Source organism: Kitasatospora sp. NPDC051984 (assembly GCF_044593455.1).
Taxonomy (GTDB): Bacteria; Actinomycetota; Actinomycetes; order Streptomycetales; family Streptomycetaceae; genus Kitasatospora.
This window is the reverse complement of the sequence record NZ_JBIUCB010000010.1, coordinates 146,122-172,529: the sequence shown is the minus strand read 5'-3', so window position 1 is coordinate 172,529 and position 26,408 is coordinate 146,122. Positions and strand designations below refer to the sequence as shown.

The window sequence follows — 26,408 nt, the reverse complement described above, 5'->3', positions numbered from 1 at the left end:
CGCCTGCACCGGCTGCCCGACGCTCCCCGGTGGAGCGCCGGGCAGTGCGTCGTCCTCGGGGCAAAGCGGCCGGGGGCCCCGCGGATCGGCGTAGCCTTCGTGCATGGCAGAGAGCAAGGTCGCGAAGGCCGGGCGGAAGAAGCCCGAGACGCACCTGGGGATGGTGCGCAGGGCCCGGAAGATCAACCGTGAGCTGGCGGAGCTTTACCCGTACGCGCACCCGGAGTTGGACTTCGACGGGCCGTTCCAGCTGCTGGTGGCGACCGTGCTGTCGGCGCAGACCACGGACCTGAGGGTCAATCAGACCACCCCGGCACTGTTCGCCAAGTACCCGACGCCGGAGGACCTCGCGGCGGCCGTCCCCGAGGAGCTGGAGGAGATCGTCCGTCCGACGGGGTTCTTCCGGGCCAAGGCGAAGTCGCTGATCGGCCTGTCGATCGCGCTCCGCGACCGCTACGACGGCGAGGTACCGCGCAAGCTGGAGGACCTGATCACCCTCCCCGGGGTCGGCCGCAAGACCGCTAACGTTGTGATCGGGAACGCTTTCGGAGGGGCCGGAGTCACTGTCGACACGCACTTCGGACGCCTCTCCCGCCGCTTCGGCTGGACCACGGCCGAGGACCCGGAGCAGGTCGAGGCCGACATCATGGCGATCTTCCCGAAGTCCGAGTGGACGATGCTCTCGCACCGCGTGGTGTTCCACGGCCGCCGGGTCTGCCACGCCCGCAAGCCCGCCTGCGGGGCCTGCCCGATCGCGCCGCTCTGCCCGTCGTACGGCATCGGCGAGACCGACCCCGAGCAGGCCCGCAAGCTGCTCAAGTACGAGCTCGCCGGACAGCCCGGCCAGCGTCTGCGCCCCCCGGCCGACTTCCCGGGCGAGGCGGCGGCCCGCGCCGAGGTCGCGGCCGGACACCCGCTGCCCGACACCGCCCCGGCCGCGGTGCGGGCGGCCCGGAAGAACGTGGGAGGCAAGGCATGACGGGGCCCGCAGTGCTTCGGGACGGTCTGCCCGACTGGCTGCTGCCGGTGCGCGACGCCGCCGAGCGGGCGGTGCCGGAGCAGCTGAGCCGCTTCCTGCCGCCCGCCGAGGGAGGCAGGCCGTCGGCGGTGCTGATGCTGTTCGGCGAGGGCCCGACCGGCCCGGACCTGCTGCTGATCGAGCGGGCCCGCAGCCTGCGCTCGCACGCCGGCCAGCCGTCCTTCCCGGGCGGCGCGCTGGACCCGGAGGACGGCGACCCGGCCACCGCCGGCCCGCTGGCGGCGGCGCTCCGCGAGGCCACCGAGGAGACCGGGCTCGACCCGTCCGGCGTGCAGCTGTTCGCCCGGCTGCCCGCGCTGTACATCCCGGTGAGCGGCTTCGTGGTGACGCCGGTGCTCGGCTGGTGGCGGCACGAGTCGCCGGTCGCGGTGGTGGATCCGGCGGAGACCGGCGCGGTGTTCCGGGTGCCGCTGGCGGAGCTGACCGACCCGGCGAACCGGGCCCGGCTGCGCCACCCGTCCGGGACCACCGGCCCGGCGTTCCAGGTGGCCGGCCGGCTGGTGTGGGGCTTTACGGCGGGGGTGATCGACCGGGTGCTGCACTTCAGCGGCCTGGAGCGGCCCTGGGACAGCGGCCGCACCGTTGAACTCTCCGAGGAGGCGGTGGCGCTGTCGCTGCGCCACCGCTCCTGACCGCCGCTCAGCGTTCGACGCGCAGCGGGGCGAGCGTCGAGATCACGCCGTTGGTGCCGGGGTTCTTGTCCTCGTTGTTCCACTCGTCGCTCGCCGAGCTCGCCGCCCACGACGCCGCCCCGAGCACCAGGTAGATCACCAGCAGCGCCTTCGCGGCCCCGGTCAGCACCAGCGGCCGGGTCGCGGAGCGCTGCGGCTCGGAGTTCGGTGGGTCGCCGAACACGCCCTTGGGGTAGGCGGAGGTGAGCATCATCAGGTACGCCTGGAACCGCATCCGGTAGCGCAGCACGGCGGCGGTGGCCTCGAACAGTGCCTGCGGCATCCGGCCCATGATCAGCACGATCAGCCAGTTGATCACGGACAGCGTCCACCAGCCGGCCTGCAGCAGGCCCTGGATGATCGCGGCGGGGATGACCAGCAGCAGCCGGAAGAACACCGCGAGCCGGTTCAGCGGCTCGCCGGGGCGCACCTCGATCCGCACCGGGTGCTCGGGTGCGGCGAAGCGGAACGGCGGGTAGCGGTCGACCAGCAGCAGCATCGAGGCGTAGACCCTGGTGTCGTACGCCAGGTACCCGGAGAGCCACTCGGCGGCGAACCGGGGGAGCCGGCCGGTGAACAGCGCGCCGAACCAGCCGATCACCGTGACCACGAAGGCCACGATCGACAGCAGCCACAGCACGATGAACTGCGGGATCAGCAGCAGCAGACGCAGCAGCACGGTGAGCCGGTTCTGCCGGGCGGACGGCGGGAGGTCCAGGGCCGGCTGGAACTCGGTGCGCTCCACGACGGGCACGTCCCACCTGGGCTGTTCCATGGCACGACTCCCTGGTCCCTCGTCAGCTGTCCGGATGGTCAGACAGTCGCAACCAATCCGGGCGCGTTGCCCGCCGGGCTGACCCGATCGGGCGACCACCGGTGGCCGGTGTCCCCCGCCCGGTGGGACGTGGGAGGGTATCCGGGTGAACGTCCTGGATCTGCTGCTGATCGCCGCCGCACTGGGCTTCGCCGTCTCCGGCTATCGGCAGGGCTTCGTGGTCGGCGTGCTCTCGGTGCTCGGTTTCCTCGGCGGCGGCCTGATCGCCGTCCAGCTGCTCCCGCTCCTGCTGCGCCACCTCTCCCAGGGCACCACCGCCTCGGTGGTGGCGGTCGTCGTGGTGATCGTGCTCGCCGCGATCGGCCAGGCGATCACCACCCACTTCGGCTGGAAGCTGCGCGGACGGATCGGCCGCGGCAAGGTCAAGGCGCTGGACGCGGTCGGCGGCTCGCTGGTGAACGTGATGTCCATGCTGCTGGTGGCCTGGCTGATCGGCTCGGCACTGGCGGGCACCTCACTGCCGACGGTCTCCAAGCAGGTGCGCACCTCCAAGGTGCTCGGCTCGGTGCAGTCGGCGCTGCCGTCCGACGCCCCGAACTGGTTCTCCGACTTCAGCAAGGAACTCGCCCGCAACGGCTTCCCGCAGGTGTTCAACCCGTTCGAGCAGGAGCCGATCACCGAGGTGGAACCGCCCGACCCGGCACTGGCCGGCAGCGCGGGCGTGCAGAAGGCCAAGGGTTCGCTGGTGAAGGTGCTGGGCACCGCCCCCTCCTGCGGCAAGACCCTGGAGGGCTCCGGCTTCGTGTTCGCCCCGCACCGGGTGATGACCAACGCGCACGTGGTCGGCGGCGTCGACGAGCCGACCGTGCAGATCGGCGGCACCGGCCAGCTCTACGACGCCACCGTGGTCCGCTACGACTGGCAGCGCGACATCGCCGTGCTGGACGTCCCCCGGCTGAACGCCCCGCCGCTGACCTTCGCCGGCGAGGCGCGGACCAACGACTCGGCGATCGTCGCGGGCTTCCCCGAGAACGGCGCCTTCAACGTCCAGCCCGCCCGCATCCGCGGTCGCATCCAGGCCAACGGCCCGGACATCTACCACCGCGGCCAGGTGGTCCGCGACGTCTACTCGGTCCGCTCACTGGTCCGCCAGGGCAACAGCGGCGGCCCGCTGCTCACCCCGGACGGCCAGGTGTACGGGGTGGTGTTCGCCAAGTCCCTGGACAGCTCCGACACCGGCTACGTGCTGACCGCCGCCGAGGTGAAGGAGGACGTCACCGAGGGTGCCACCGCCACCGGCAAGGTCGGCACCGAGGGCTGCGCGCTCTGACCGTCCACCCGCCGAGCATTCCCTGACGACCCGTCGGCCCTGCCTGGTAGCGTCGGCGGAGCTCACCCGAACGGCCCAGCCGGGTCGCCCCCGGCGGAGCCCGACGGGAGGTTCGACAGACGTCATGATGGGTCACTCGCACGCGGTCAGCGGCGCGCTGCTGTTCGCGGCCACCGCGCCGTTCGTCCCACCGCTGATGGGCATTCACCTGACGCCGGCCGGCGTGCTGATGGGCACCGTGCTGTGCGCGGGCGCGGCGCTACTGCCGGACCTCGACCACCACGACGGGACGATCGCCAACTTCCTCGGCCCCATCTCCAAGGCGCTGTGCCGCTTCGTCGCCTGGGCCTCCGGCGGCCACCGGCACGCCACCCACTCGCTGCTGTTCGTCGCCCTGATGGGCGCCGGCAGCTGGGCCGGCATCACCTTCCTGGGCCGGTACTTCACCATCGGCCTGACGTTCTTCCTGCTCGCCATGGCGATCAAGGCGCTGCGCCTGCACCCGCCGGGCCACGGGCACGCGCCGTGGATCATCGTGGTCGGCCTGGCCGCGCTCGGCACCTTCGGCATGCTCACCTGGCTGCCCGACGCCCCGGGCTGGCTGCCGTACGCGGTGGCCCTGGGCACCCTGGCGCACCTGCTCGGCGACTGCCTGACCAAGCAGGGCTCGCCACTGCTGTGGCCGCACAAAGAGCGCTACGAAGTCGTGCTGATCAAGCGCACCGGCAACGACATGGAGACCAAGATCCTGGTCCCGGTGATGTCGGTGGCGACCTTCGGGCTGCTGCTCTGGTCCACCGCGATCTCGCCGAGCGTGCTGGGCTGAGTTGGCATCAGGGGAAGCACCACCAGGGGCGCGGGGAACTGCGCGAAGCGGAAGGCCCCAACCGCAAGATCGCGATGCAGGGCAATGACTTGCACGTGCTCGCGACCTTGCGGACGGGCTTTGCGCTTGTCGCGCAGTTCCCCGCGCCCCCGGTTTCACGCCCCACGCGCCCCCGGCCATTTCGCGGGCTCACCCCTCCCGGCGGAGCCTCGCGCCGACCCAGCGGGCGCGCCGTCCGATGATCTTCGGAATTCCGAGCCGGTACCCCGCGCCGCGTGGCGTCCGTTCGGTCGGCTGGTAGGGCCAGTCCGGCTGCGGAACGTGCTGCTGCGAGTTGCTGCTGCCACGGCGGCCTCGGCGCGGCTGGGCTTCTCGATCGGGCATCCAGGTCATACCGGAGGGATTCCCTGGGGCCGCCCGGAGTAACCGCCCTGGCGGCATGCGACTGGCTTATGCGCTTGTCATATGAACGCCGTCAAGTCTGCTTCGGCGTACGGGCGTTGGCGTCGGAGGGTCAGCCGTCCTTGTGCTGCCGGACCCACCCGATCAGCTCCGACGTGAACTCCTCCGGCACCTCCTCGTGCGGGAAGTGCCCCACCCCCGGAAGCAGTCGCCACCGGTACGGCGCGGAGACGAACTCGCCCGCCCCCAGCGCGGTGCGCGACAGCAGCACCGGGTCGGCGGCACCCTGCACGTGCAGCACCGGCGCGCTGATCTGCTTCTTCATCCGGCGCGCGAACTGGATGCCGTCCGGCCGGGCCATCGAGCGCATCAGCCAGCGGTACGGCTCGATCGAGCAGTGCGCGGTGCTGGGCACCTGGATCGCCTGGCGGTAGGACGTCACCGCCTCCTCGGGCAGCGTGTTCGGCCCGGTCCAGGCCCGCAGGTAGTCGCCGACCAGCGCCCCGTCGTCCGCGACCAGCCGGCGCTCCGGGATCCACGGCCGCTGGAAGCCCAGCACGTGTTCGAACGCGGCGATCTGCCGGCGGTCGGTGAGCAGCGCCCGCCGCAGGTGCCGCGGGTGCGCGGCCGACACCACCGTCAGACTGCGGATCACCGAGGGGCGCATCACCGCGGCCACCCAGGCCAGCGTGCCGCCGGTGCCGTGGCCCACCAGGTGCGCCTGCCGCTCGCCGAGCGAACGGATCACGCCGGTGACGTCCAGCGCCAGGTTGCCGGGGTCGTAGCCGCGCGGCGTGCGGTCCGAACCGCCCATCCCGCGCAGGTCCACCGCCACCGCCCGGAAGCCCGCCTCGGCGAGCGCCGTCAGCTGGTGCCGCCACGCCCACCAGTACTCGGGCCAGCCGTGCACCAGCAGCACCAGCGGGCCCTCGCCGAGTTCGGCGATGTGGAAACGCGCGCCGTTCGCGGCCAGATCGCGGTGCGTCCACGGCCCGGCCGAGCGGACGCTCCACGGCTCCCCGGCACCCGGCCGGACGGGAACGGAGGCGGGCTCATCCACGGGCTTCTGGTCCAACGACATACCCGCAGCCTGTCATACCCGCGCCCTCCGTACCTGCCCGGCACTCACACCCGGGCGTAAACCGTTACCGGCCGTCGGTCACTGGATCCGGCCCAGCGCCCGGTCGATCTCTTCCTTGGTGGCCGGCCGCGGCCGGGCGTTCTTCAGCACCTGCGCGGTGGCCTGCGCACCGGCGATGGTGCGCTCCGGCTTCCGGACCTTCTTGAAGTACCGGATCATCATGAACGCCAGCAGCAGCGCGATCAGCACGTACGCACCGCCGACGATGGCGAACGACCAGCCGGTGGTGATGCCCAGCGCCTGCAGGCCCCAGGCGAAGGCGAACGAGAACATCGGGATCGATGCCAGCGCCACCACGCCGGCCACCACCCCGGCCGCGGTGCCGATGCCGCCGCGCACCACGTCCGCCTTGATCTCGGCCTTGGCCAGCGCGATCTCGTCGTGCACCAGGCTGGAGAGCTCGGCGGAGGCGGCGGCGAACAGCTCGCCGACGGTGCGCTCGCCCTCGTGCGGGATGCGGCCGTTGCCGTTCGGGTTGGTGGCTCCTGCGGCCATCGGCGGTCTCCACTTCGCGGGCTTGGTGCGGCGCGCTGAGGGTGCGTCACGCACGGGTGTCAGCTCAGCATCATGCCCCTACCGGTGAGTCGGGCACCACTCCGGGTCCCCGGCGGACGGCGTGTCACCCCCGCTGTTGGTACACATCGGGGATGCCGTCGCCGTCCGAATCGCGCTCCTCGTCCTCGCACAGCTGCCGGTAGTACCGGTTGCGGCGCTTGAGCAGCAGGGTGCCGACCACCGCGCAGGTCAGCGAGCCGACCAGGACGGCCTCCTTGCACAGCTCGGCCAGGTGCGGGTCGTCGACGAACGCCAGGTCGCTGATCAGCAGCGACACCGTGAAACCGATGCCCGCCACGGTGGCCAGCGCGAACATGTCGGACCAGGTCAGCTGCGGGTTCAGGGTGGCCCTGGTGTACCGGGCGGCCAGCCAGGTGCCGCCGAAGATGCCCACCGACTTGCCGATCAGCAGGCCGATCAGGATGCCCAGCGGCGCGGCCTCGGTGAACACCTCGCCCAGCGCCTTCGCGGACACCGGCACCCCCGCAGCGAACAGCGCGAACATCGGCACCGCGAACCCCGCCGACAGCGGACGCACCAGGTGCTCGACGTGCTCGCCGGGGGAGTGCTCCTCGCCCTCCTCGCGGTGGCAGCGCAGGATCAGGCCCATCGCCACACCGGCCACCGTCGCGTGGACGCCGCTCTCGTGCATCAGCGCCCAGATCACCACGCCCAGCGGCACCATCACCCACCAGCGGCCCAGCCCGCGCCGGTGCAGGAACCAGAACAGCACCAGGCCCGCGAACGCCGCGCCCAGCGCCCAGAAGGTGATCCCGGCCGAGTAGAAGACCGCGATGATCAGGATCGCGATCAGGTCGTCCACCACCGCCAGGGTCAGCAGGAACGCCCGCAGCGCGGACGGCAAGTGGCTGCCCACCACGGCCAGCACGCCCAGCGCGAACGCGATGTCGGTGGCGGTCGGGATCGCCCAGCCCGCCGGATGGCCGTTCCCGACCACGTTCACCACCGTGTACAGCACCGCCGGCAGCGCCACACCGCACACCGCCGCCACCACCGGCAGCAGCGCCGCGCTCGGCGTGCGCAGCTCCCCGGCCACGAACTCGCGTTTCAGCTCGATGCCCGCGACGAAGAAGAAGATCGTCAGCAGTCCGTCCTGCACCCAGGCCTCCAGCGGGAGGTCCAGGTGCAGCGGCGCGGACGGGCCGAAGGTCAGCCCGCGGACCGTCTCGTAGGCGTGCGGCCAGACGTTCGCCCAGATCAGCGCGACCAGGGCGGCGCCCAGCAGCAGTACCCCGCCGACCGTCTCGGTGCGCAGCGCGTCGGCGAGGAAGCGGCGTTCGGGCAGCGGGAGCAGACCGAGGAACTGGCGGCGCTCGTTGGACGGGCTGGCCACGGGGGGACCTCCTGAGGCGGGCGGCATGCGGACACACGGGTGGTGCAGTGCCGACCAGACTTCCCGGCGCGCCTCAGAACCTTGATGGTTCCTTGACATCCTAACGGGGTGCGGCAAGAGGTATGTCGTTCTGTCTCACTTTATGAGTGTTTGGGTGCCCGGGAACGACAACGGGCCGGGCCCGCTCCGAGGTCCCACGGAGCGGGCCCGGCCCGTTGTCTGACGGTGGATCAGCCCTCGGTGCCGCCCGGCAGCTGGGACTGGATCAGGTTCATCACCGTGGAGTCGGCCAGCGTGGTGGTGTCGCCCACCTCGCGGCCCTCGGCGATGTCGCGCAGCAGGCGGCGCATGATCTTGCCGGAGCGGGTCTTCGGCAGCTCGGAGACCACCTTGATCTGCTTCGGCTTGGCGATCGGGCCGAGCGTCTTGCCCACGTGGTTGCGCAGCTCCGCGATCAGGTCGGGGCTGTCGGTGGCGCTGCCGCGCAGGATCACGAACGCCACGATCGCCTGGCCGGTGGTGGCGTCGCTCGCGCCGACCACCGCGGACTCGGCCACCGCCGGGTGCCCGACCAGCGCCGACTCGACCTCGGTGGTCGAGATGTTGTGACCGGACACCAGCATCACGTCGTCCACCCGGCCGAGCAGCCAGATGTCGCCGTCCTCGTCCTTCTTCGCACCGTCACCGGCGAAGTAGCGGCCTTCGAAGCGCGACCAGTAGGTGTCGATGTAGCGCTGGTCGTCGCCCCAGATGGTGCGCAGCATGGACGGCCACGGCTCGGTCAGCACCAGGTAGCCGCCGGAGCCGTTCGGCACCTCGCGGGCCTCGTCGTCCACCACGGTGGCGGCGATGCCCGGCAGGGCGCGCTGGGCCGAGCCCGGCTTGGTCTCGGTGACGCCCGGCAGCGGGCTGATCATCATTGCGCCGGTCTCGGTCTGCCACCAGGTGTCGACGATCGGGGTCTTGCCCGCGCCGATGTGCTCCCGGTACCAGACCCATGCCTCCGGGTTGATCGGCTCGCCGACCGAACCCAGCACCCGCAGGCTCGACAGGTCGTAACGGGCCGGGATGTCGTCGCCCCACTTCATGAAGGTGCGGATCGCGGTGGGCGCCGTGTAGAGGACGGTGACGCCGTACTTCTGCACGATCTCCCAGAACCGGCCCTGGTGCGGGGTGTCCGGGGTGCCCTCGTAGATCACCTGGGTGGCGCCGTTGGCGAGCGGGCCGTAGGCGATGTACGAGTGGCCGGTGACCCAGCCGATGTCGGCGGTGCACCAGTAGACGTCGGTCTCCGGCTTCAGGTCGAACACCGCGTGGTGGGTGTAGCTCGCCTGGGTCAGGTAGCCGCCGGAGGTGTGCAGGATGCCCTTGGGCTTACCGGTGGTGCCCGAGGTGTAGAGGATGAACAGCGGCTGCTCGGCGTCGTGCGCCTCCGGGGTGTGCTCCGCGGACTGGCTGTCGACCAGCTCGTGCCACCAGACGTCGCGGCCCTCGGTCCAGGCCACCTCCTCGCCGGTGCGGCGCACGACCAGGACCTTCTCCACGCCGTCGACCTTGGTCAGCGCCTCGTCGATGGCCGGCTTCAGCGCGGACGGCTTGCCGCGGCGGTAGCCGCCGTCGGCGGTGATCACCACCTTGGCGTCGGCGTCCTGGATGCGGGAGGCGACCGCGTCGGCCGAGAAACCGCCGAAGACCACCGAGTGGGCGGCGCCGATGCGGGCGCAGGCAAGCATCGAGACCACCGCCTCGGGGATCATCGGCAGGTAGACGGCGACCCGGTCGCCCTTGGCCACGCCCAGCTCCAGCAGCGCGTTGGCGGCCTTGGAGACCTCGTCCTTCAGCTGCGCGTAGGTGATGGCCCGGCTGTCGCCCGGCTCACCCTCGAAGTGGATCGCGACCCGGTCGCCGTTGCCGGCCTCGACGTGGCGGTCGACGCAGTTGTACGCCACGTTGAGCTTGCCGTCCGCGAACCACTTGGCGAACGGCGGGTTCGACCAGTCCAGGGTCTCGGTGGGCTCGACCGCCCAGCTCAGCCGGCGGGCCTGCTCGGCCCAGAAGGCCAGCCGGTCCTCGGAGGCCTGGGCGTAGGCGTCGGCGGTGACGTTGGCGGAGGCGGCGAGCTCCGCGGGCGGGGCGAACCGCCGCTCCTCCTTGAGCAGGTTGGCCAGGCTCTCGTTGCTCAACGCGCACTCCTCATCGAGTCTCAAATACCGGGAACCCCGTGCGGAGGATGGTCCCGTGTGTCCCAGCGCACAGCTCACCAGGCCAAGAGCCGTGTTGACAAGAGGCTCCGGAAAATTGGTGTAGACCTTTGATCGGCAGGAGGCTGCGCCCCGGGTGGATGCCTCCGATGCCGCTCGGCCGGTCGTACCCGACGCCTTCCCGCCCCCAGGGGCGATCAATCCCGCACAGCACCTTGACGACCCCCGGCCCCGGTACTCCACTGTCAGTACGCAACCCATCACCGTACGCGACAGTGGCGGGGGTTCTGCATGACCGACACCTCACCCCGGCCGGGCGACTTCGCGGTCGTCCGCATGGACGGCCGCACCGGCCGCCTGATCCGGATCGGACAATTTCTCAACGGCGACGGCTTCTCCGACTACGAACACGCCTTCGTCTTCGTCGGCGACGGCCACGTGGTCGAGGCCCAGCCGGGCGGAGCGGCACTCGATCCGCTCGGCGACTACGACGGACACCCCGTGCTCTGGTCCACCGGCCGCATACCGCTCACCGACGACCAGCGCACCGCCATCACCACCGCTGCCCGCTCTTACCTCGGCACCCCCTACTCCTTCACCGACTACCTCGCCCTCGCCGCCGCCCGCCTGCACCTCCCCGCAGGCCCGCCGCTGCGCAAGTACGTCGCCTCCACCAAGCACATGATCTGCTCGCAACTCGTCGACCAGTGCTACCAGGACGCCGGCGTCCACCTGTTCGACGACCATCGCTGGCCCGGCTACGTCACCCCCGCGGACCTGGCCAACCTGCTCAACCACCGAACCGGCGGTTGACGCACAATCAGGGGCGCTGGAGTTGTCTCCACGCGCCCCTGTCTTCTTCTTCACGACCGGCAGTTGGCGGTCTGCGCCCAGCGGCTGCTCTTGCGGTTGCCGTTCGTGGACTGCGGCCGGCGTCGGGTCTCCGGCGGTCGGTGGCCGGCGGTCGGTGGCCGGCGGCCGGCGGCTGCCCGGTCGCGCTGTCGGCTACGCGGCCAGTTCCGGTTTCGGCGTCTGCCCGGCGGGGTGCTCGGCCTCCGCGTGCACCGGCGCGAAGCGGCCCGACCGACTGTCCATCACATAGGCCTGGGCGGTGGCGAAGTCGAAGTACATCCCGACCAGGCGCAGCGACCCGTCCGACACCCGGCGTTCGACGGCCGGATTGGCCATCAACTGGTCGAGCTGCTGCACCACATTGGTGATGCACAGCTGCTCGGCCACATCCGCCGCCGCGCGGCCCTCGAACTCCGCTGGGGCCCGCCGCAGTCGGGCCAGTGACCCGCGTCCGTTGCGCAGCCACCGGGCCAGCGCCGTGGGTGGCCCTGTCTGCTCCGTCACCCCGTCCAGCAGGGCCTTCATCGCGCCGCAGCCGGAGTGCCCGCAGACCGTGATCGAGGCGACCTCCAGCACCTCCACCGCGTACTGGACGGCGGCGGCCACCGAATCGTCTGCCGCGCCCGGTTCGTACGGGGCGGGCACCAGGTTGCCGACATTGCGGACGGTGAAGAGATCGCCCGGGCCGGAGCTGGTGATCATGCTGGTGACCATCCGGGAATCCGCGCAGGTGAGGAAGAGCTGCGAGGGGGTCTGGCCGTCGCGGGCCAGCCGGGCCAGTTCCTGGCGGACCAGCGGGGCGGTGTGCTGCTGGAAGCCGCGCACGCCGTGCAGCAGCCGGACGTGCGGATCGTCCTCGTCCGGCTCGATGCAGTGGTGGCCGACCCAGGGCGTCCAGGCACTGCAGCGGTGCCCACCCGGGGCGTCGTCGACCAGGACGGTGCCGTCCGGGTCGAGCACCTCCTGTGCCTGGCGGTCGGTCAGCATCGAGACCTGGGCGCCCGTGGCCTGATGGTCGGCGCGCCAGGCGTGCAACGCCTCGAACGCGGCGTGGTCGAGGAATGAGCCGTCGTGCCGGACCGTCACCCGGGCGCCGGCCGGGATCCGGGCGAACGCCCGGCTCAGCCTGGGCACCGCCACGAACGTCAGAGGACCGTGGGTGCGGACGGTGCAGGAGCCGTTTGGTTCGGCGATCACCTCGACGTGCGCCCGCGTCAGCCGGTAGAGGGCGAGCAGCACGGCGACCGAGCCGCCGAGGACCACCCCGAGCGGGACGCCGAGCAGCACCACGCCAAGCACGGTGGCCAGGTAGACCGGGAACTCGCGGTGCCGGTGCACCCGGCGGATGTGCGCGAAGCTCACCATCTGCACGCCGACCACCAGCACCAGCGCGGCGAGTGCGGCCAGCGGGATCCGGCGCAGCCCGGCGGTCAGCGCCAGTGCGGCGACCAGCACCCAGCAGCCGTGCAGCACCGCCGACATCCGGGTGGCCGCCCCCGCCTGCACATTGGCGGTGGAGCGCACTGCGCCGCCGGCCACCGGGAGGCCACCGAGCAGCCCGGAGAGCAGGTTGGACACACCCTGGGCGCGCAGTTCGCGATCCAGGTCGCCGGCCCGGCGGGTCATCCGGTCGACGGCGACGGAGGACAGCAGGGACTCGACACCGGCCACCGCGGCGACCGTGAGTACCAGGCCGAGCAGGGCCGCCCAGTGGCCGGCCGGCATGCCCGGTGAGGGGGGCAAGAAGAACTGGTGGTGCTCCCAGACCGGGAGTTCGACCCGGGCCAGGCGCAGTTCGGCGATCAGCGACAGCGTGGTGGCGGCGGCGACCGCGACCAGGGCGGCGGGCAGCCGGGCCAGCCGGGTGCCGAACCGGCCGATCGGGCCGGGCAGCCGGCCGAGCCTCGGCCAGCCGAAGAGCACGGCGAGTGCGAGCAGGCCGACCACCAGCGCGGGTGGGTGCGGGCCGGCCAGTTCGCCGGGGAGCGAGCGCAGGTCGGCGAGGGCCGAACTCTGCGGCGAACCACCGAGGATGACGTGCAGTTGGGCAATCGCGATGGTGAGGCCCACTCCGGCCAGCAGGCCGTGCACCACGGCGGGGGAGACCGCGAGCGCGGCGCGGGCCACCCGCAGCGAGCCGAGCAGCAGCTGCAGCAGGCCGGCGGCGACCGTCACCAGGCAGGCGGTCTGCCAGCCGTACTGGGCGATCACCCCGGCGGTGACCACGGTGAGCGCGGCGGAGGGCCCGCTGACCTGCAAGTGGGTCCCGCCGAGCAGGCCGGCCACCAATCCGCCCACGGCGGCCGCGACCAGGCCGGCCGTCAGTGGCGCGCCGGTGGCCAGCGCGATGCCGAGCGAGAACGGCACCGCGATCAGGAACACCGCGAGCGAGGCCGGCAGGTCGTGCGCCAGCAGCGCGCGCACCCGCTGCCTGGCGGAGGTGCCCCCGGCCGAGGCGGCGGGGGTGCCCGGCGGGGCGTGGTCGGTGGTGTCGGAGGCGATGGGGGCGCTGGAAATGTCGAGGGTCATGTCTCTTCCCGTCTTCTTCCGGGGGAACGAACGCAGTCAGGTCCGGCGGTGAGGTCTCGGTCGGATCGGCTGTCGTGGGTCGCAGCGGGTGTGGCGGGGCGGCCTGACGGTGGGTGGCCGCGCGGGGCCCGGGGTGCGCGGCGACGGCCAGTGGCGACCCGGGTTCAAGACTTGGTAAACCGAGAGTAATGAGACCTTTGCACAGCGTGCGCGTTCGGTGGAAGCGCAAAAAGGGCTTTTCACCACATCGTGTGGTACTCGAACCAAGCGGGAATTCGTCGCAAACGCCGAGGGGCCGGCCCGTCCAGCAGGACGGGCCGGCCCCTCGGGCGGGCGGTTCAGACCCCGGCGGTCCGGGCCTGTTCGGCGCCTAGCACGTAGTCCGGGTCCACCTGGGTGGCCAGGTCCGCGCCGATCTTGGCGTTGCCCCAGCTCTCCGCGTTGCGCAGGTGGAAGCGGACCGCCTGGGCGCTGTAGCGGCCGCGGTCGCGCAGTTGGTGGGCGGCGTCCGCGGCGGTCCGCAGCCGGCCCAGCACCTCGCGGTTGGCCGGTTCCAGCTCGCGCAGCGGCGGCTCGTCCCCGCGCTCCAGCCGCCGCACCCAGTCGGAGTGCCCGAACGAGGCGTACAGGTCGTCACCGACCTCGCGGCGCAGGAACTCGAGGTCGTCCGCGCTCTGCACCTTGTTGCCGATCACCCGCAGGTGGACGTCGAAGTCCTGGGCGTACTCCTTGTACTGGCGGTACACCGAGACGCCCTTGCGGGTCGGTTCGGCGACCAGGAAGGTCAGGTCGAAGCGGGTGAACAGGCCGGAGGCGAACGAGTCGGAGCCGGCCGTCATGTCGGTGACCAGGTACTCGTCCGGGCCGTCCAGCAGATGGTTGAGCAGCAGTTCCACGGCGCCGACCTTGGAGTGGTAGCAGGCGACCCCGAGGTCCTCCTCGGTGAACGCGCCGGTCGCCAGCAGTCGCACCGAGCCCTCGTCCAGGGCGACCGGCCGGGCGCAGGCCGCGTACACCGGGTTCTCCTCGACGATCCGCAGCAGCCGGGAGCCGGGGCCGGGCGGGGTGGTCTTGATCATTTCCTCGGCGGAGCGGATCAGCGGGTTGGCGCCGCGCAGGTACTCCTTGATCTCCGGCAGGTGCGCGCCGAGCGAGGGCAGCGAAGCCGCCTGGGCATCCGTCAGGCCGAGGGCCGGGCCCAGGTGCTGGTTGATGTCCGCATCGACGGCGACCACCGGACAGCCGGCGGCGGCCAGGTGGCGGATGAACAGTGCGGACAGGGTGGTCTTGCCGCTGCCGCCCTTGCCGACGAAGGCGATCTTCATCTGAGTCTCCGGCTCTTTGGCTCTGTAGTGCTGTAGCTCTGGGGTGCTGTGGCTCTGTGTGCCACGGGCTGCCGCGGGGTGCGATGGCACTGCCGCCGCGGCAGGACGCTTGTTGGAAATCGTTATCGTCACCGATTGCGGCTCATGCTAGCGGTGGTTTGGGGTGTCGCACATGGGGGAAAGGCGGATTGCCACGAAAGGGTGACCCGGGGGTTGCCGCCCGACGGCCCGGACGATTCATTACTCTCGGGTAGGTGACCACAGGAACAGACCCGCTCGCCCCGCTGGCCCAGCTGGCCGGGGTCCCCGAGGCCGTCGCCGAGGTGCGCAAGAACGTCGACCGCCTCTACGGACACCGCGTGATGCGGCGCCGGGCCGGCGAGGTGACGTCCGAGTCCGCGCTGCGCGGCGCCCGCGCCTCCGCCGCCCTGGAGGGCGCCGACTGGCCGCTGGAGGAGGTCCGCCGCCGCACCGACTTCGGCGCCGACCCCGAGGCCCGGACGATCGGCGCGGCCCTGCGCCTCTCCGCCGAGGCCGGCCAGCTGCTCAGTGTCTGGCGCACCTCCCCGCTCCAGGTGCTGGCCCGCCTCCACCTGCTCGCCGTCGGCGAGGCCGACCCGTCCGCCGGCCGCCCGCGCCGGGCCGGTGAGAACGCCGCACCGCTGTTCCCACGCGAAATCGCCGCCACCGAAGGCGCCGCGCCCGACGGGCCGGTCGGCGAACTCCCGCCGCCGCCCCCGGCCGACGAGGCGGCCGCCCGCCTCGACCAGCTCGCCGGACTGCTGGCCGCCCGCGCCGATCGCCCCACCGGCGGCGCGCCCGCCCTGGTGGTCGCCGCCGTCGTGCACGGCGAACTGCTCGCGCTGCGCCCGTTCGGCAGCTACAACGGCCTGGTCGCCCGGGCCGCCCAGCGGATCGTGCTGACCGCCGAGGGCCTCGACCCGAAGGCGATCTGCCCCGCCGAGGTCGGCCTTGCCGAACTCGGCACCGCCGCCTACCGGCAGGCCCTGCTCGGCTACCTGGAGGGGACCCCCGAGGGCATGGCCCGCTGGCTCACCCACTGCGCCGCCGGGCTCGGCCTCGGCGTCCGCGAGAGCACCGCGGTGTGCGAGGCGATGCAGCGCGGGATGGTCTGACCTTCCGACCGTCCGAAGCCGGTGGCGGGGCTGAACGGGAAGCCCCGGCAACGCAGTTGCGGCGACGTCCGAGACTTCCGGGCGTCGCCGCTGGTACGGAGACCGGGTTACCAGTGCATGCACCGTGCAATGCCCATCAGGCGGGGTCCTGTTGCCCTTCGCCTGGTGCGGCGGCCCGACAGCGGGTCGGCTGCATGTGGGTGCCCAGTTGTCCGTACACGGGTCCGTGGGGCCTGAACTGCGTTGTCGGAACGACCCCTTTGGGGTCCTGACCGGGTCTCGCGGGCCTAACCCATTTCTACCGCAGATCAGACAAAAGGGGAACCCGAAAAGGGATGCTTTGACGGGTTCCCGTGCGGTTTGTCCGATATGGCGAACCGTCGCCCGACGCAAGGTCGTTCCATCCCGCGTCGGGTCGTTCCACCTCGCGCGGGACCGATCCGTCCGGCGCGGCCTCAGGCCACCGGGCGACGGCGCCGCGCGCTGTACCAGAGCACCCCGGCCGTCAGCGCCGCCGCGCCGACCGCCACAGCGGCCAGCACCGAACGGCTGGGCGCGTGGAACTCTGGCAGCCTGCGCGTCAGTTCGACCGGCCGGCTGAACACCAGCACCGGCCACTCGCGGGCCACCGCCTCCTTGCGCAGCGCCCGGTCCGGGTTCACCGCGGCCGGGTGGCCGACCGTCTCCAGCATCGGCAGATCGGTCGAGGAGTCGCTGTACGCATAGCAGTTGGCGAGGTCGTAGCCCTCCCGCTCGGCCAGCTCGCGGATCGCGGCGGCCTTGTTCTCGGCGTACGCGTAGTACTCGATCTCGCCGGTGTAGCGGCCGTCCTCGACGTGCAGGCGGGTGGCGATCACGTGGTCGGCGCCCAGCAGTTGGCCGATCGGCTCGACCACCTCGGAGCCGGAGCTGCTGACGATCACCACGTCGCGGCCGGCCGCGTGGTGCTGCTCGATCAGCGACGCGGCCTCGTCGTAGATGATCGGGTCGATCATGCCGTGCAGGGTCTCCGCGACGATCTCCCGCACCTGCTGGACGTTCCAGCCCCGGGTGAGCGCCGACAGGTAGGCCCGCATCTTCTCCATCTGGTCGTGGTCCGCGCCACCGACCAGGAAGACGAACTGGGCGTAGGCGCTCTTCACCACCGAACGACGGTTGATCAGGCCGCCCTGGTAGAACGGCCGACTGAAGGCGAGGGCACTGGACTTGGCGATGATCGTCTTGTCGAGGTCGAAGAAGGCGGCTGTCCGCGGCACGCCGTATCCGGGTCGGACGGGCGCTGTGGTGTCCGTCACGGGCTCGGTGGAGTCCGGTGCGTCGGAGTCGGCACCGCGGTCGGCGAAGTCGGCGTTCTCGGTGGTGTCCACGGGAACCGAGGATAGAGGGATCGGCAAAACAGGCGGCCATTCGGTGGACCCGCGGGCATGCGGGTTTGTGTTTCTGGGCGGTCGGGTACACCATGGAAGTCACGGATCGTTCGCGCGACCGTGCTAACCCGGTCCGGCTCCTCCCCCCCGAGTCGGGCCGTGGATAGACGACCCCCGCTCTCCCCCCCGGCGGGGGTCGTCGCATGTCCGGGGCCATTTCCCTAGGCAATTGAGCCTCCAGGGAGTGGCGTGACGGGCGGTTCGGAGGGGGTGTTCCGGCGGTTTCCGAGCCGCTGTCGAGGGTTCTTCGCACTCAGCCATATGTCACTCTCCGTAGTGGATTGAGCGTCATATTGGCATCTCCGATGCGTCAATTCCGAACTGTTTTGGCCCCCGTCCGAGTGAGCTCGGTTATCCACAGGGGCGGGTTATCCACAGGCATTGCGAACTCGGCTGACGCATTCCGTGCCGTGCCCCACCGTGGTGTCCGCGCCGCCGCGCCGACCCACCCGGGCCGCCGCGTCCGACGCGCCGTCAGACCGATCCCGCACCACGCGGAGGCCCGCCTTGTCCGCATTCGTCACCGACCCGCACGCCACCGGCCCCGAGCCCCCGCCCGGGCCGCTGATCCTCACCGGCGACGAGACCCTCGCCGAACAGCTCACCCGTCTGTGCGCCGCCGCTGGAGCCGAACCACGGCTGCTCAGCAGCGCCCCACCGCCCGCCCCGCTGTGGGAGAACGCCCCACTGGTGCTGGTCGGCGACGACCTCGCCGAGCAGTGCGCCGGCCTGCCCCGCCGCCCCGGCGTGCTGCTGCTCGGACTCGACCTCGACGACGGCGAGATCTGGGTCCGCGCCGTCCGGCTGGGCGCGGAGCACGTGCTGTTCCTGCCGGACGCGCAGCCCTGGCTGCTCGACCGGATCGCCGACGCCACCGAAGGCGTCGGACCACCCGCGCTCACCGTCGCCGTGCTCGGCGGCCGCGGCGGCGCCGGGGCCTCCACACTGGCCTGCGCGCTCGCGGTCCGCGCCGCCCGGGCCGGACACCGCACGATGCTGATCGACGGTGACCCACTCGGCGGCGGACTCGACGTCCTGCTCGGCGCCGAACAGACCGGCGGCCTGCGCTGGCCGGACCTGGCCGCCTCGCGCGGCCGGATCAGCGGTGCCGAGCTCGCCAGGGCACTGCCCGAGCCACACCGGCTCAGCGCGCTGTCCTGGGATCGCTCCGACACCCTGACCATCCCCGCCGAAGCCATGTGCAGCGTCCTGGCCGCCGCCCGCAGACGCGGCGGGCTGGTTGTCCTCGACCTGCCCAGACACCTCGACGCGGCGGCCGCCCAGGCCCTCGAACAGGCCGACACCGGGCTGCTCGTGGTCCCCGCCGAACTGCGCGCGCTGGCCGCCGCCGACCGGGTCGCCGGGGCCGTCCGGATACGGCTCGCCGACCTGCGGGCCGTCGTCCGCACGCCCGGGCCGTCCGGCCTCACGGCCGCCGATGTCGCCCGCGGCCTGCACCTGCGCCTGGCCGGGGAGCTCGCCCCCGAGCCCGGCCTCGCCCTGGACGCCGAACGGGGCGCCCCGCCCGGCCTGCGGGACGGCGGGCCGCTGGCCCGCTTCTGCGGGCAATTCCTGACCGAAGCGATGCCGCCCGTCGTGGCGGCCTGAGGAGAACCCATGGCCAACCGCCTGCACGCCGTCGACACCCACCCCGACACCACCGACGGGCACGCCGGCGAGCCGAGGCCCGCCCGGCAGCCGATCACCCGCACCCACCGGCGCATCCCCGTACCCCGCGCCCGGGCCCTGCGCGGCACCCCGCCGGGGCCCGCCGAGGACGTCGCACCGGCCGAAGCCGGCCCGCCGGTGCGCTACCTGGTCCGCCGACATGCGTCGGCCGCGCCCGAACGGGACGGGCCGCCCGGCGGTCTGCCCGCGGACGGGGCCGCCGAACTCGTCGATGTCGTCCGGCTTCGGCTCGCCGAGGCGGGCGCGGCACCCACCGCAGGCTCGGTCGCCGCCGCGCTGCGCGCCGCCCGGCCGCCGCTCGGCGGGGCCGACGTGCTCAACACCGTCCGCAGTCTGCGCGCCGAGATCGTCGGCGCCGGGCCGCTCGACCCACTGCTGGCCGAGCCCGGCGTCACCGACGTCCTGGTCAACGGACCCGACCAGATCTGGATCGACCGAGGCAAGGGCCTGGAACGCGCGCCCCAGGTGCGCTTCCCGAACACCGATGCCGTTCGCCGGCTCGCCCACCGACTGGCCACCGCCGCCGGGCGCCGCCTGGACGACGCCCGGCCCTGGGTGGACGCCCGGCTGTCCGACGGCACCCGCCTGCACGCCGTCCTCCCGCCGATCGCCGCCGACTGCACCCACATCTCGCTGCGCACGTGCCGCAGCACGCCCTTCACCCTCGCCGAACTGGTGGCCGCCGGGGCCCTGCCACCGTCCGGCGCCGACCTGCTGGCCGCCGCGCTCCGGGCCCGACTGTCGCTGCTGATCTCCGGCGGTACCGGCAGCGGCAAAACCACCCTGCTCGCAGCGCTGCTCGGGCTCGTCCCGGTCAACGAGCGCATCGTGCTGGCGGAGGACTCCGCCGAACTCCGGCCGGACCATCCGCACGTCGTCCGGCTCCAGTCCCGCCCGCCCAACCAGGAGTCACTGGGGGAACTGACCCTGCGCGACCTGGTGCGGCAGGCACTCCGGATGAGACCCGACAGGTTGGTGGTCGGAGAAGTCCGCGGCGCCGAGGTGGTCGACCTGCTGGCCGCCTTCAACACCGGCCACGAAGGCGGCTGCGGCACCGTCCACGCCAACACGGCGGCCGACGTGCCTGCCCGCCTGGAAGCCCTCGGCTCGCTCGCCGGACTCGACCGGCAGTCGCTGCACAGCCAGCTCCGGGCCGGACTGGACGCCGTCGTCCACCTCGGACGCGACCGCGCCGACGGCCGACGCCGGGTCACCGGCCTGCACCTGCTGATCGCCGACCCGGGCGGCCTGACGGGCACCACAGCCGCCGTCCACTTCGACCGTGACGGACGCAGCCGACCCGGCCCCGGCTGGACCAGGCTGCGGGACCTCTGCGCCGAACGCGGCGTCGAGCTGCCCCCGCACCCCGAGGCGGTCTCCGAACCCGATCCGGTCGAGCAGGACACCGGTTCGGTTGACGTTCCCTCCTGCGAACCCCAGGTGGAGGTGCCATGACGCTGAGTCAGATCGAATTGCTGTGGGTGGTCGGGCTCTGCGTGATCGGGGCGGTGGCGTGGCGACTGCTGCGCTCCGAGGTCAGGAGGTCGTGATGGCAGGGGAGTTCGGGGCCCTGGCGGCGATGGCGTCGGCCGGCGCCGCCGGCGCGGCAGCTTTGCTCGGTGCGGTCGCCGGGCTCGGTGCGGCGTTGCTCGGGGCGGTCTGGCTGGCGGCGGCCCGGCACCGGCAGCGTGGTGACGGGCGGCTGCGGCGGATGCTGAACGGGCATCGGGTGCCGGCCGGTCGGCTCGCCCGGATTCGGGCGGGATGGCGGCGACGGCGACCGCGCTGGCTGGTGCCCGAACTGCTGCTGCTCCCTGTCGGGGCGGCAGCCGGGCAGAGCACCGCCTCGGTGCTGCCGTTGATCGGGGCGGCCTGCGCGGTGGTTCCGCTCCGCAGATGGCGTGCGCGGTACGCCGCGGGTCGGGCGGCGCGGCGACGGGCCGCGGCTGTGATCGACCTGTGCGCCGGCCTGGCGGCCGAACTGCGCAGCGGCGCGACACCCGAACAGGCCATGCACTCGGTGATCTCCAGGGCCGCCCCCGACTGGGCCGGTCGCCTCGGCCCCGAGCCGACTGCCCGGCTGGCCGCCGGCCGCTACGGGGCGGACCTGCCCGCAGCCCTCGGGCAGGTGGCCGAACTGCCCGGCGGGGAGGGCGCGGCGGCCGTCGCGGCTTGCTGGCGGGTCAGCACCGAGAGCGGTACGGGGCTGGCGTTCGGCCTGGAGCAGGTCGCGGACGCGCTGCGCGCCGAGCGGGCGCTCGCGGAGGAGATCGCGGGCGAACTCGCAGGTCCACGCACCACCGTGATCGTGCTGGCCGCCCTGCCCGCCGTGGGCATGGGGCTGGGCAGCGCGCTCGGCGCCCACCCGGCGCAGGTCCTACTGCACACCCCGGCGGGCCTGCTCAGCCTGCTCGCTGGGGCTGTCCTGGAGGCCGCCGGCATCGCCTGGACCGCCCGGATCGTCCGGGCAGCCGAGGACGCCCCGGCCGAGCCCCGTCCGGTCCGGCCTGAGGTTCAGCCCGAGGTTCGGTCCGAGTCGCGGTCCGACTCGGTCCGGACGGTGGCTTCCGGGTGTGGGATCTCCCGCTCCCGGCAGGACCGGTGGCTTGCCGCCGCATCGCCCCTCGCGGGGGACCAGCCAGCCGTCCGGGCGGACCGGTGGGAGTGAAGGGGTCCGGTGGCCCGGTCCCGAGCCGGGGTGACCCGCCGGGCGGCGCGGGGAGGCGCGCCAACTGGTCGACGAATGATCCGAGTTCGATTCGACGGAGGCATCGATGGAGGTTCTGGTGGAGGTTTCGATGGAGGTGAGGTGGGCGCCATGGTGATCCTGGTCCCGGTGGCCGCCGTGGGCCTGGCCGGCGAGGCACTGGCGGTGGTGCGAGGGCGGGCGATCCGGCGCAGGGTCGGGCGCTGCGTCCCAGCAGTGGCGGCCGTCCCCGCGCGGGACGGGCGGGGTGGCCGGGGCGGGGATGCCTTACGACGGGCGATCCGCTGGGTGGCGGGCGACCGGCCGCTGGCCGTGCTGCTCGGGGTGTCCGCCGCCGTCCTGGTCGGCGGCTGGGCGGGCCCGGTGGTCGGTTTGGTGGCGGGCTGGGCGGGGTGGCGGTCGCTGCCCAGGATTCGGTCGCCCGGCGAGCGGCGGCGGACCGCCGAGCATGACTGGCTGGTCCGTCAACTGCCACTGACCGCAGACCTGTTGGCGGCTTGTCTCGGTTCGAGCGGCTCCCCGGCCGGAGCGGCCTTCGCGGTCGCGGACAGCGTCCCGTCCCCGATGCGGGACCGCCTGTCCGGCATCGCGGCCCAGCTCTCCCTCGGTGCCTCCCCGGAGCGTTGCTGGGAGCAACTGGCCACCGACTGCCCACCGATGGCCCCGCTCGCCCGCTGTTTGGCCCGCACCACCCTCAGCGGCGCACCACCGGCCACCGCGCTCGCCGGCCTCGCACAGTCCCAGCGGGCGGCGGCCGCACGGGCGGCGCACGCGAGGGTCCGCCGGGCCGGCGTCCTGGCGACCGCACCGCTCGGGCTCTGCTTCCTGCCCGCGTTCGTGCTGATCGGCGTCGTGCCAGTGGTGATGGGCCTGACCGGCACCTTCTCCCAGCGGCTCTGATCCGTACCTGCCGAATTTCCACTCCAACGAAGGGATTTCACCGATGATGACTCTCTCCCCGCCTGTCCGGCCGGCGCTCGCGGTGCGCGCCACCCGCAGAATCGGCGGCTGGCTGCGCCACCGGTACCGGACGATGGCGGAGGGGCCGCCGGACGCCGGGATGAGTACGGCCGAATACGCGATCGGCACGGTGGCGGCGTGTGCCTTCGCGGCGGTGCTCTACAAGGTGGTGACCAGTGGCACGGTCTCCGGCGCGCTGTCGGAGATCCTCGATCGCGCCCTGCATGCGGCGTGAGCGCCGGGCCGGCCGCACGGGGGCGCCGGACTCGGGGATGGTCACCGCCGAGACAGCGGTGGCCCTGCCTGCCCTGGTGCTGCTCGCGGCGATGCTGATCTGGGGAGTGGTTGCCGCCGGTGCCCAGATTCGCTGTGTGGACGCGGCCCGGGCGGGCGCCCGGGCCGCCGCCCGCGGGGACGGCGACGCGGCAGCGGTTGCCGCGGCAGCCGCCCCGGAGGGCGCGAAGGTTGCCGTCGCGCTGGACGCGACCACCGCCCGGGTCACCGTCGAGGCCCCCTGCCCGGGCCCAGGCCGCCTCGCCGCCCTCCTGTCGGTCCGCCTCACCGCCACCGCGGTGAGCGCCCGCGAGGACGTGCTGACCGACGAAAGCTGAAGTCGAGAGGAGGTAGCTGCCGTGCGAGAGCGACACCGTCTGCCTGCCGAGGCCGCCGCGTCCGACCGTGGGTCGGCGACGGTGTGGCTGGTCGCGCTGGGCCTGCTGGGCGTGGTGGTTTTCTCGGCCTGCCTGATGGTGGGTCAGGTCGTGGTCGCCCGCCACCGTGCCGAGTCGGCGGCCGACCTGGCCGCGCTGGCCGCCGCCGACCGCCTACTGCTCGACCCGGACGGCGGCTGTGGCCGGGCAGCCGAACTGACCCGGGCCCAGGAGCGAGCCGACCTCGTCTCCTGCCGCGTCCTGCCGGACCGGGACGCGGTGGAGGTGGTCGTCCAGGTCCCGATCCGGGGCCTGCCCGTCCCGCTCGGGCCGGCCCGAGCCCGCTCCCGGGCCGGCCCGCTGTGGGCCTGGGGCGACAACGCCGCTGAAACGGACGGGCCGTCAGTCGAGCGGGCCGGCCGCGCCGTCGCCGGAGGCATCGGGGGCGTCGGAGGGGCCGAGAGTGTCGGTGCTGTCCGGCCGGTCGGGAGCGTGGGCGAGGAGAGTGGTGAGCAGGCGGATGGCGGCGGCCTTGTCGAGGGGATCGTTGCCGTTGCCGCACTTGGGGGACTGGACGCAGGACGGGCAACCGCGGTCGCACTCGCAGGCGGCGATGGCGTCCCGGGTGGCGGTCAGCCACTCCACCGCGCGGCGGAAGCCGCGTTCGGCGAAGCCCGCGCCGCCGGAATGGCCGTCGTAGACGAAGACCGTGGGGAGGCCGGTGTCGGGGTGCAGCGGTACGGAGACGCCCCCGATGTCCCAGCGGTCGCAGGTGGCGAACAGCGGAAGGAGGCCGATCGAGGCGTGTTCGGCGGCATGGGCCGCGCCGGGGAGCTGGTCGAACGGGATGGTCGCGTCGAGGAGTTGGTCCTCGGTGACGGACCACCAGACGGCGCGGGTGCGCAGGGTGCGGGGCGGCAGGTCGAGCTTGCTCTCGCCGAGGATCTCGCCGGTGGAGATCCGCTTGCGCAGGTAGCCGACGACCTGGTTGACCACCTCGACCGAGCCGAAGCTGAGCCGGGCCTCGCCCCACTCCTCGGTGGTGTCGGTGGAGAGGATCGAGATCGAGGTGACGTCCCGAGCGGAGGTGGTGTACGGCGGATTCGCGGGGGAGACCAGTGCGACCGAGGACTCCAGGTCGAACTCCCGGACCAGATAGGTGCGTCCCTGGTGCAGGTGGACGGCGCCGGTGTGCACGGTGGTGTGCGCGGCCTCCGCGTCCACGGTGCCGAGCAGCCGTCCGGTGTCCGCCTCGACGATCTGCACGGGGCTGCCGCCGCTGCCGCGCAGGTCCACGCCGTCCACGGCGCGCTCCCGGCGGGTCCAGTACCAGGAGCCGTCGCTCCGGCGGCGCAGCAGTCCGCGTCGCTCCAGTATCGGGAGCAGCGGCTCGCTGGACGGGCCGAACAGTTCCAGGTCGGCGTCGGTGAGCGGGAGTTCCGCGGCGGCGGCGCACAGGTGCGGGGCGAGCACGTGCGGGTTGTCGGGGTCGAGGACGGTCGCCTCGACGGGGGTGGCGAACAGCGCGTCGGGGTGGTGGACGAGATAGGTGTCCAGCGGGTCGTCGCGGGCGATCAGCACCGCCAACGCGCCCTGGCCCTCGCGTCCGGCGCGTCCGGCCTGCTGCCAGAGCGAGGCCCGGGTACCGGGGTAGCCGGCCAGCAGGACGGCGTCCAGGCCGGAGACGTCCACGCCGAGTTCCAGTGCGGAGGTGGACGCCAGGCCGAGCAGGCGCCCGGTGTGCAGGTCGCGCTCCAGGGCCCGCCGCTCCTCGGCCAGGTAGCCGCCGCGGTAGGCGGCGACCCGGGCGGCGAGCGGTTGGCCGAGCTGCTCCTGGGCCTGCAGGGCGACCAGTTCGGCGGCCCGGCGGGAGCGGACGAAGACCACCGTCCGGGTGCCGCCGTGGACCAGGTCGGTGAGCAGGTAACCGGCCTCGGCGGTGGCGGAGCGGCGGACGGGCGCGCCGTGCTCGCCGACGTTCTCGGTCAGCGGCGGCTCCCACAGCGCGAACACCATCGGGCCGCGTGGCGAGCAGTCCTCGGTGACGGCGGTCGCGGGCAGGCCGGTGAGCCGCTGCGCGGTGACGGCCGGCTCGGCGGTGGTGGCGGAGGCCAGCAGGAAGGTCGGCGACGCGCCGTAGCGGGCGCACAGCCGCCGCAGCCGGCGCAGTACCTGGGCGACGTGCGAGCCGAACACCCCGCGGTAGGTGTGGCACTCGTCGATCACCACGTACTTCAGCGCCTTCAGGAAGGACGACCAGCGTGGGTGGGCGGGGAGTATGCCGCGGTGCAGCATGTCGGGGTTGGTCAGCACGTACGACGCGTACTGGCGGACCCACTCGCGCTCCTGCGGGGGCGTGTCGCCGTCGTAGAGCGCCACCCGGACCCGGTCGGGGACGAGTTCGGCGGCGCGCCGGCGCTGGTCGGCGGCCAGCGCCTTGGTGGGGGCGAGGTACAGCGCGGTGGCGCCGCGCCCGTTGCGGGCCTCGGTGCCGGTCAGCAGGTCGCTCAGCACGGGGGCCAGATAGCCCAGCGACTTGCCCGAGGCGGTACCGGTCGCGATCACGGTGGTCCGCCCGGTCGCGGCCAGATCCATCGCCTCGGCCTGGTGCGCCCAGGGCAGCAGCACGCCGAGCTGGGCGGCGGCCGCGACCACCTCCTGACGGATTCCTTCCGGCCAAGGCGCATAGCGCGCCTCGCGTGCGGGCAATTGCTCCGTATGGGTGAGGCGATCCGACCTGCCGCGCTCGGTGGAAAGCGTCGCGAGCAGGGCCTCGGGCTGGTGGTGACGGGGCGGCATGAAGACCCAGTGTGTCACCGGCGTGACGGAGAATCGCTGT

General features: G+C 72.9%; 21 protein-coding genes and 1 pseudogene. 13 read left to right on the top strand and 9 right to left on the bottom strand.

Annotation, left to right across the window (positions count from 1 at the left end; translation table 11 throughout):
• The first annotated feature begins 103 nt into the window (after nt 1-103).
• Both nth and ACIHEI_RS21365 read left to right on the top strand, forming a co-directional pair.
• The gene (gene nth, locus ACIHEI_RS21370) at nt 104-979 is read left to right on the top strand and encodes an endonuclease III (protein ID WP_396607707.1); all 876 of its coding nucleotides are present in this window, start codon (nt 104-106) and stop codon (nt 977-979) included.
• Nucleotides 976-1,671, top strand: coding sequence for an NUDIX hydrolase (locus ACIHEI_RS21365; RefSeq protein ID WP_387860787.1), 696 nt, complete (start codon nt 976-978; stop codon nt 1,669-1,671). Before nth ends, ACIHEI_RS21365 begins: the two co-directional genes overlap by 4 nt.
• Before the next feature lie 7 nt (nt 1,672-1,678).
• On the opposite strand, the gene ACIHEI_RS21360 is transcribed toward ACIHEI_RS21365, so the two are convergent.
• A complete protein-coding gene (locus tag ACIHEI_RS21360) occupies nt 1,679-2,485 on the bottom strand; it encodes a DUF4389 domain-containing protein (RefSeq protein WP_387639092.1) in 807 nt (268 codons plus the stop codon).
• A gap of 145 nt (nt 2,486-2,630) precedes the next feature.
• Here ACIHEI_RS21360 and ACIHEI_RS21355 point away from each other — a divergent pair, with 145 nt between their 5' ends.
• Nucleotides 2,631-3,815 carry a MarP family serine protease gene (locus ACIHEI_RS21355; RefSeq protein ID WP_387639090.1) on the top strand — a complete coding sequence of 395 codons (1,185 nt, stop codon included), beginning with the start codon at nt 2,631-2,633 and terminating at the stop codon, nt 3,813-3,815.
• 124 nt (nt 3,816-3,939) lie between these two features.
• Entirely contained in the window at nt 3,940-4,641 is a 702-nt protein-coding gene (locus tag ACIHEI_RS21350) for a metal-dependent hydrolase (protein ID WP_387639088.1), read from the top strand.
• Nucleotides 4,642-5,155: 514 nt separating this feature from the next.
• On the opposite strand, the gene ACIHEI_RS21345 is transcribed toward ACIHEI_RS21350, so the two are convergent.
• The 4 genes from ACIHEI_RS21345 to acs form a co-directional block, all read right to left on the bottom strand.
• Nucleotides 5,156-6,103: an alpha/beta fold hydrolase gene (locus tag ACIHEI_RS21345; RefSeq protein ID WP_396607749.1), complete on the bottom strand. Its 948-nt coding sequence runs from the start codon at nt 6,101-6,103 to the stop codon at nt 5,156-5,158.
• Nucleotides 6,104-6,202: 99 nt separating this feature from the next.
• Nucleotides 6,203-6,679 (bottom strand): phage holin family protein, encoded by a 477-nt coding sequence (locus ACIHEI_RS21340; RefSeq protein ID WP_380471970.1) that lies wholly within the window; start codon nt 6,677-6,679, stop codon nt 6,203-6,205.
• 124 nt (nt 6,680-6,803) lie between these two features.
• Nucleotides 6,804-8,093 (bottom strand): Na+/H+ antiporter NhaA, encoded by a 1,290-nt coding sequence (gene nhaA, locus ACIHEI_RS21335; protein ID WP_396607706.1) that lies wholly within the window; start codon nt 8,091-8,093, stop codon nt 6,804-6,806.
• 230 nt (nt 8,094-8,323) lie between these two features.
• Nucleotides 8,324-10,276 (bottom strand): acetate--CoA ligase, encoded by a 1,953-nt coding sequence (gene acs / locus ACIHEI_RS21330; RefSeq protein ID WP_396607705.1) that lies wholly within the window; start codon nt 10,274-10,276, stop codon nt 8,324-8,326.
• A 309-nt stretch (nt 10,277-10,585) separates the two neighbouring features.
• Between acs and ACIHEI_RS21325 the strand changes: the two genes are divergently transcribed.
• On the top strand, nt 10,586-11,107 hold the full coding sequence (locus ACIHEI_RS21325) for a hypothetical protein (protein ID WP_392949364.1): 522 nt from the start codon (nt 10,586-10,588) through the stop codon (nt 11,105-11,107).
• Nucleotides 11,108-11,299: 192 nt separating this feature from the next.
• On the opposite strand, the gene ACIHEI_RS21320 is transcribed toward ACIHEI_RS21325, so the two are convergent.
• Nucleotides 11,300-13,675 (bottom strand): SulP family inorganic anion transporter, encoded by a 2,376-nt coding sequence (locus tag ACIHEI_RS21320; protein ID WP_396607704.1) that lies wholly within the window; start codon nt 13,673-13,675, stop codon nt 11,300-11,302.
• Nucleotides 13,676-14,013: 338 nt separating this feature from the next.
• Nucleotides 14,014-15,000, bottom strand: a complete 987-nt coding sequence (locus ACIHEI_RS21315) for an ATP-binding protein (protein ID WP_387639075.1) — start codon at nt 14,998-15,000, stop codon at nt 14,014-14,016.
• Between the two features lie 254 nt (nt 15,001-15,254).
• Between ACIHEI_RS21315 and ACIHEI_RS21310 the strand changes: the two genes are divergently transcribed.
• On the top strand, nt 15,255-16,136 hold the full coding sequence (locus tag ACIHEI_RS21310; RefSeq protein WP_396607703.1) for an oxidoreductase: 882 nt from the start codon (nt 15,255-15,257) through the stop codon (nt 16,134-16,136).
• A 455-nt stretch (nt 16,137-16,591) separates the two neighbouring features.
• Here ACIHEI_RS21310 and ACIHEI_RS21305 read toward each other — a convergent pair whose 3' ends face one another.
• A complete protein-coding gene (locus ACIHEI_RS21305) occupies nt 16,592-17,431 on the bottom strand; it encodes an HAD family hydrolase (protein ID WP_387861109.1) in 840 nt (279 codons plus the stop codon).
• Nucleotides 17,432-18,070: 639 nt separating this feature from the next.
• On the opposite strand from ACIHEI_RS21305, the gene ssd reads away from it, so the two are divergent.
• From ssd to ACIHEI_RS21270, 7 genes and pseudogenes are all read left to right on the top strand, one after another.
• Nucleotides 18,071-19,171 carry a septum site-determining protein Ssd gene (gene ssd / locus ACIHEI_RS21300; RefSeq protein WP_396607702.1) on the top strand — a complete coding sequence of 367 codons (1,101 nt, stop codon included), beginning with the start codon at nt 18,071-18,073 and terminating at the stop codon, nt 19,169-19,171.
• Nucleotides 19,172-19,180: 9 nt separating this feature from the next.
• Nucleotides 19,181-20,707, top strand: a complete 1,527-nt coding sequence (locus ACIHEI_RS21295; RefSeq protein WP_396607701.1) for a TadA family conjugal transfer-associated ATPase — start codon at nt 19,181-19,183, stop codon at nt 20,705-20,707.
• 94 nt (nt 20,708-20,801) lie between these two features.
• On the top strand, nt 20,802-21,920 hold the full coding sequence (locus ACIHEI_RS21290; RefSeq protein WP_396607700.1) for a type II secretion system F family protein: 1,119 nt from the start codon (nt 20,802-20,804) through the stop codon (nt 21,918-21,920).
• Between the two features lie 150 nt (nt 21,921-22,070).
• A complete protein-coding gene (locus tag ACIHEI_RS21285) occupies nt 22,071-22,859 on the top strand; it encodes a type II secretion system F family protein (RefSeq protein WP_396607699.1) in 789 nt (262 codons plus the stop codon).
• A 43-nt stretch (nt 22,860-22,902) separates the two neighbouring features.
• A complete protein-coding gene (locus tag ACIHEI_RS21280) occupies nt 22,903-23,154 on the top strand; it encodes a DUF4244 domain-containing protein (RefSeq protein ID WP_392949383.1) in 252 nt (83 codons plus the stop codon).
• Nucleotides 23,144-23,530, top strand: a complete 387-nt coding sequence (locus ACIHEI_RS21275; protein ID WP_396607698.1) for a TadE family type IV pilus minor pilin — start codon at nt 23,144-23,146, stop codon at nt 23,528-23,530. The genes ACIHEI_RS21280 and ACIHEI_RS21275 overlap by 11 nt, the downstream gene beginning before the upstream one ends.
• 21 nt (nt 23,531-23,551) lie before the next feature.
• Nucleotides 23,552-23,869: pseudogene (locus ACIHEI_RS21270) on the top strand (Rv3654c family TadE-like protein); the annotation flags it as partial.
• Between the two features lie 102 nt (nt 23,870-23,971).
• Here ACIHEI_RS21270 and ACIHEI_RS21265 read toward each other — a convergent pair.
• Nucleotides 23,972-26,368 carry a DEAD/DEAH box helicase gene (locus ACIHEI_RS21265; protein ID WP_396607697.1) on the bottom strand — a complete coding sequence of 799 codons (2,397 nt, stop codon included), beginning with the start codon at nt 26,366-26,368 and terminating at the stop codon, nt 23,972-23,974.
• Nucleotides 26,369-26,408: the final 40 nt, after the last annotated feature.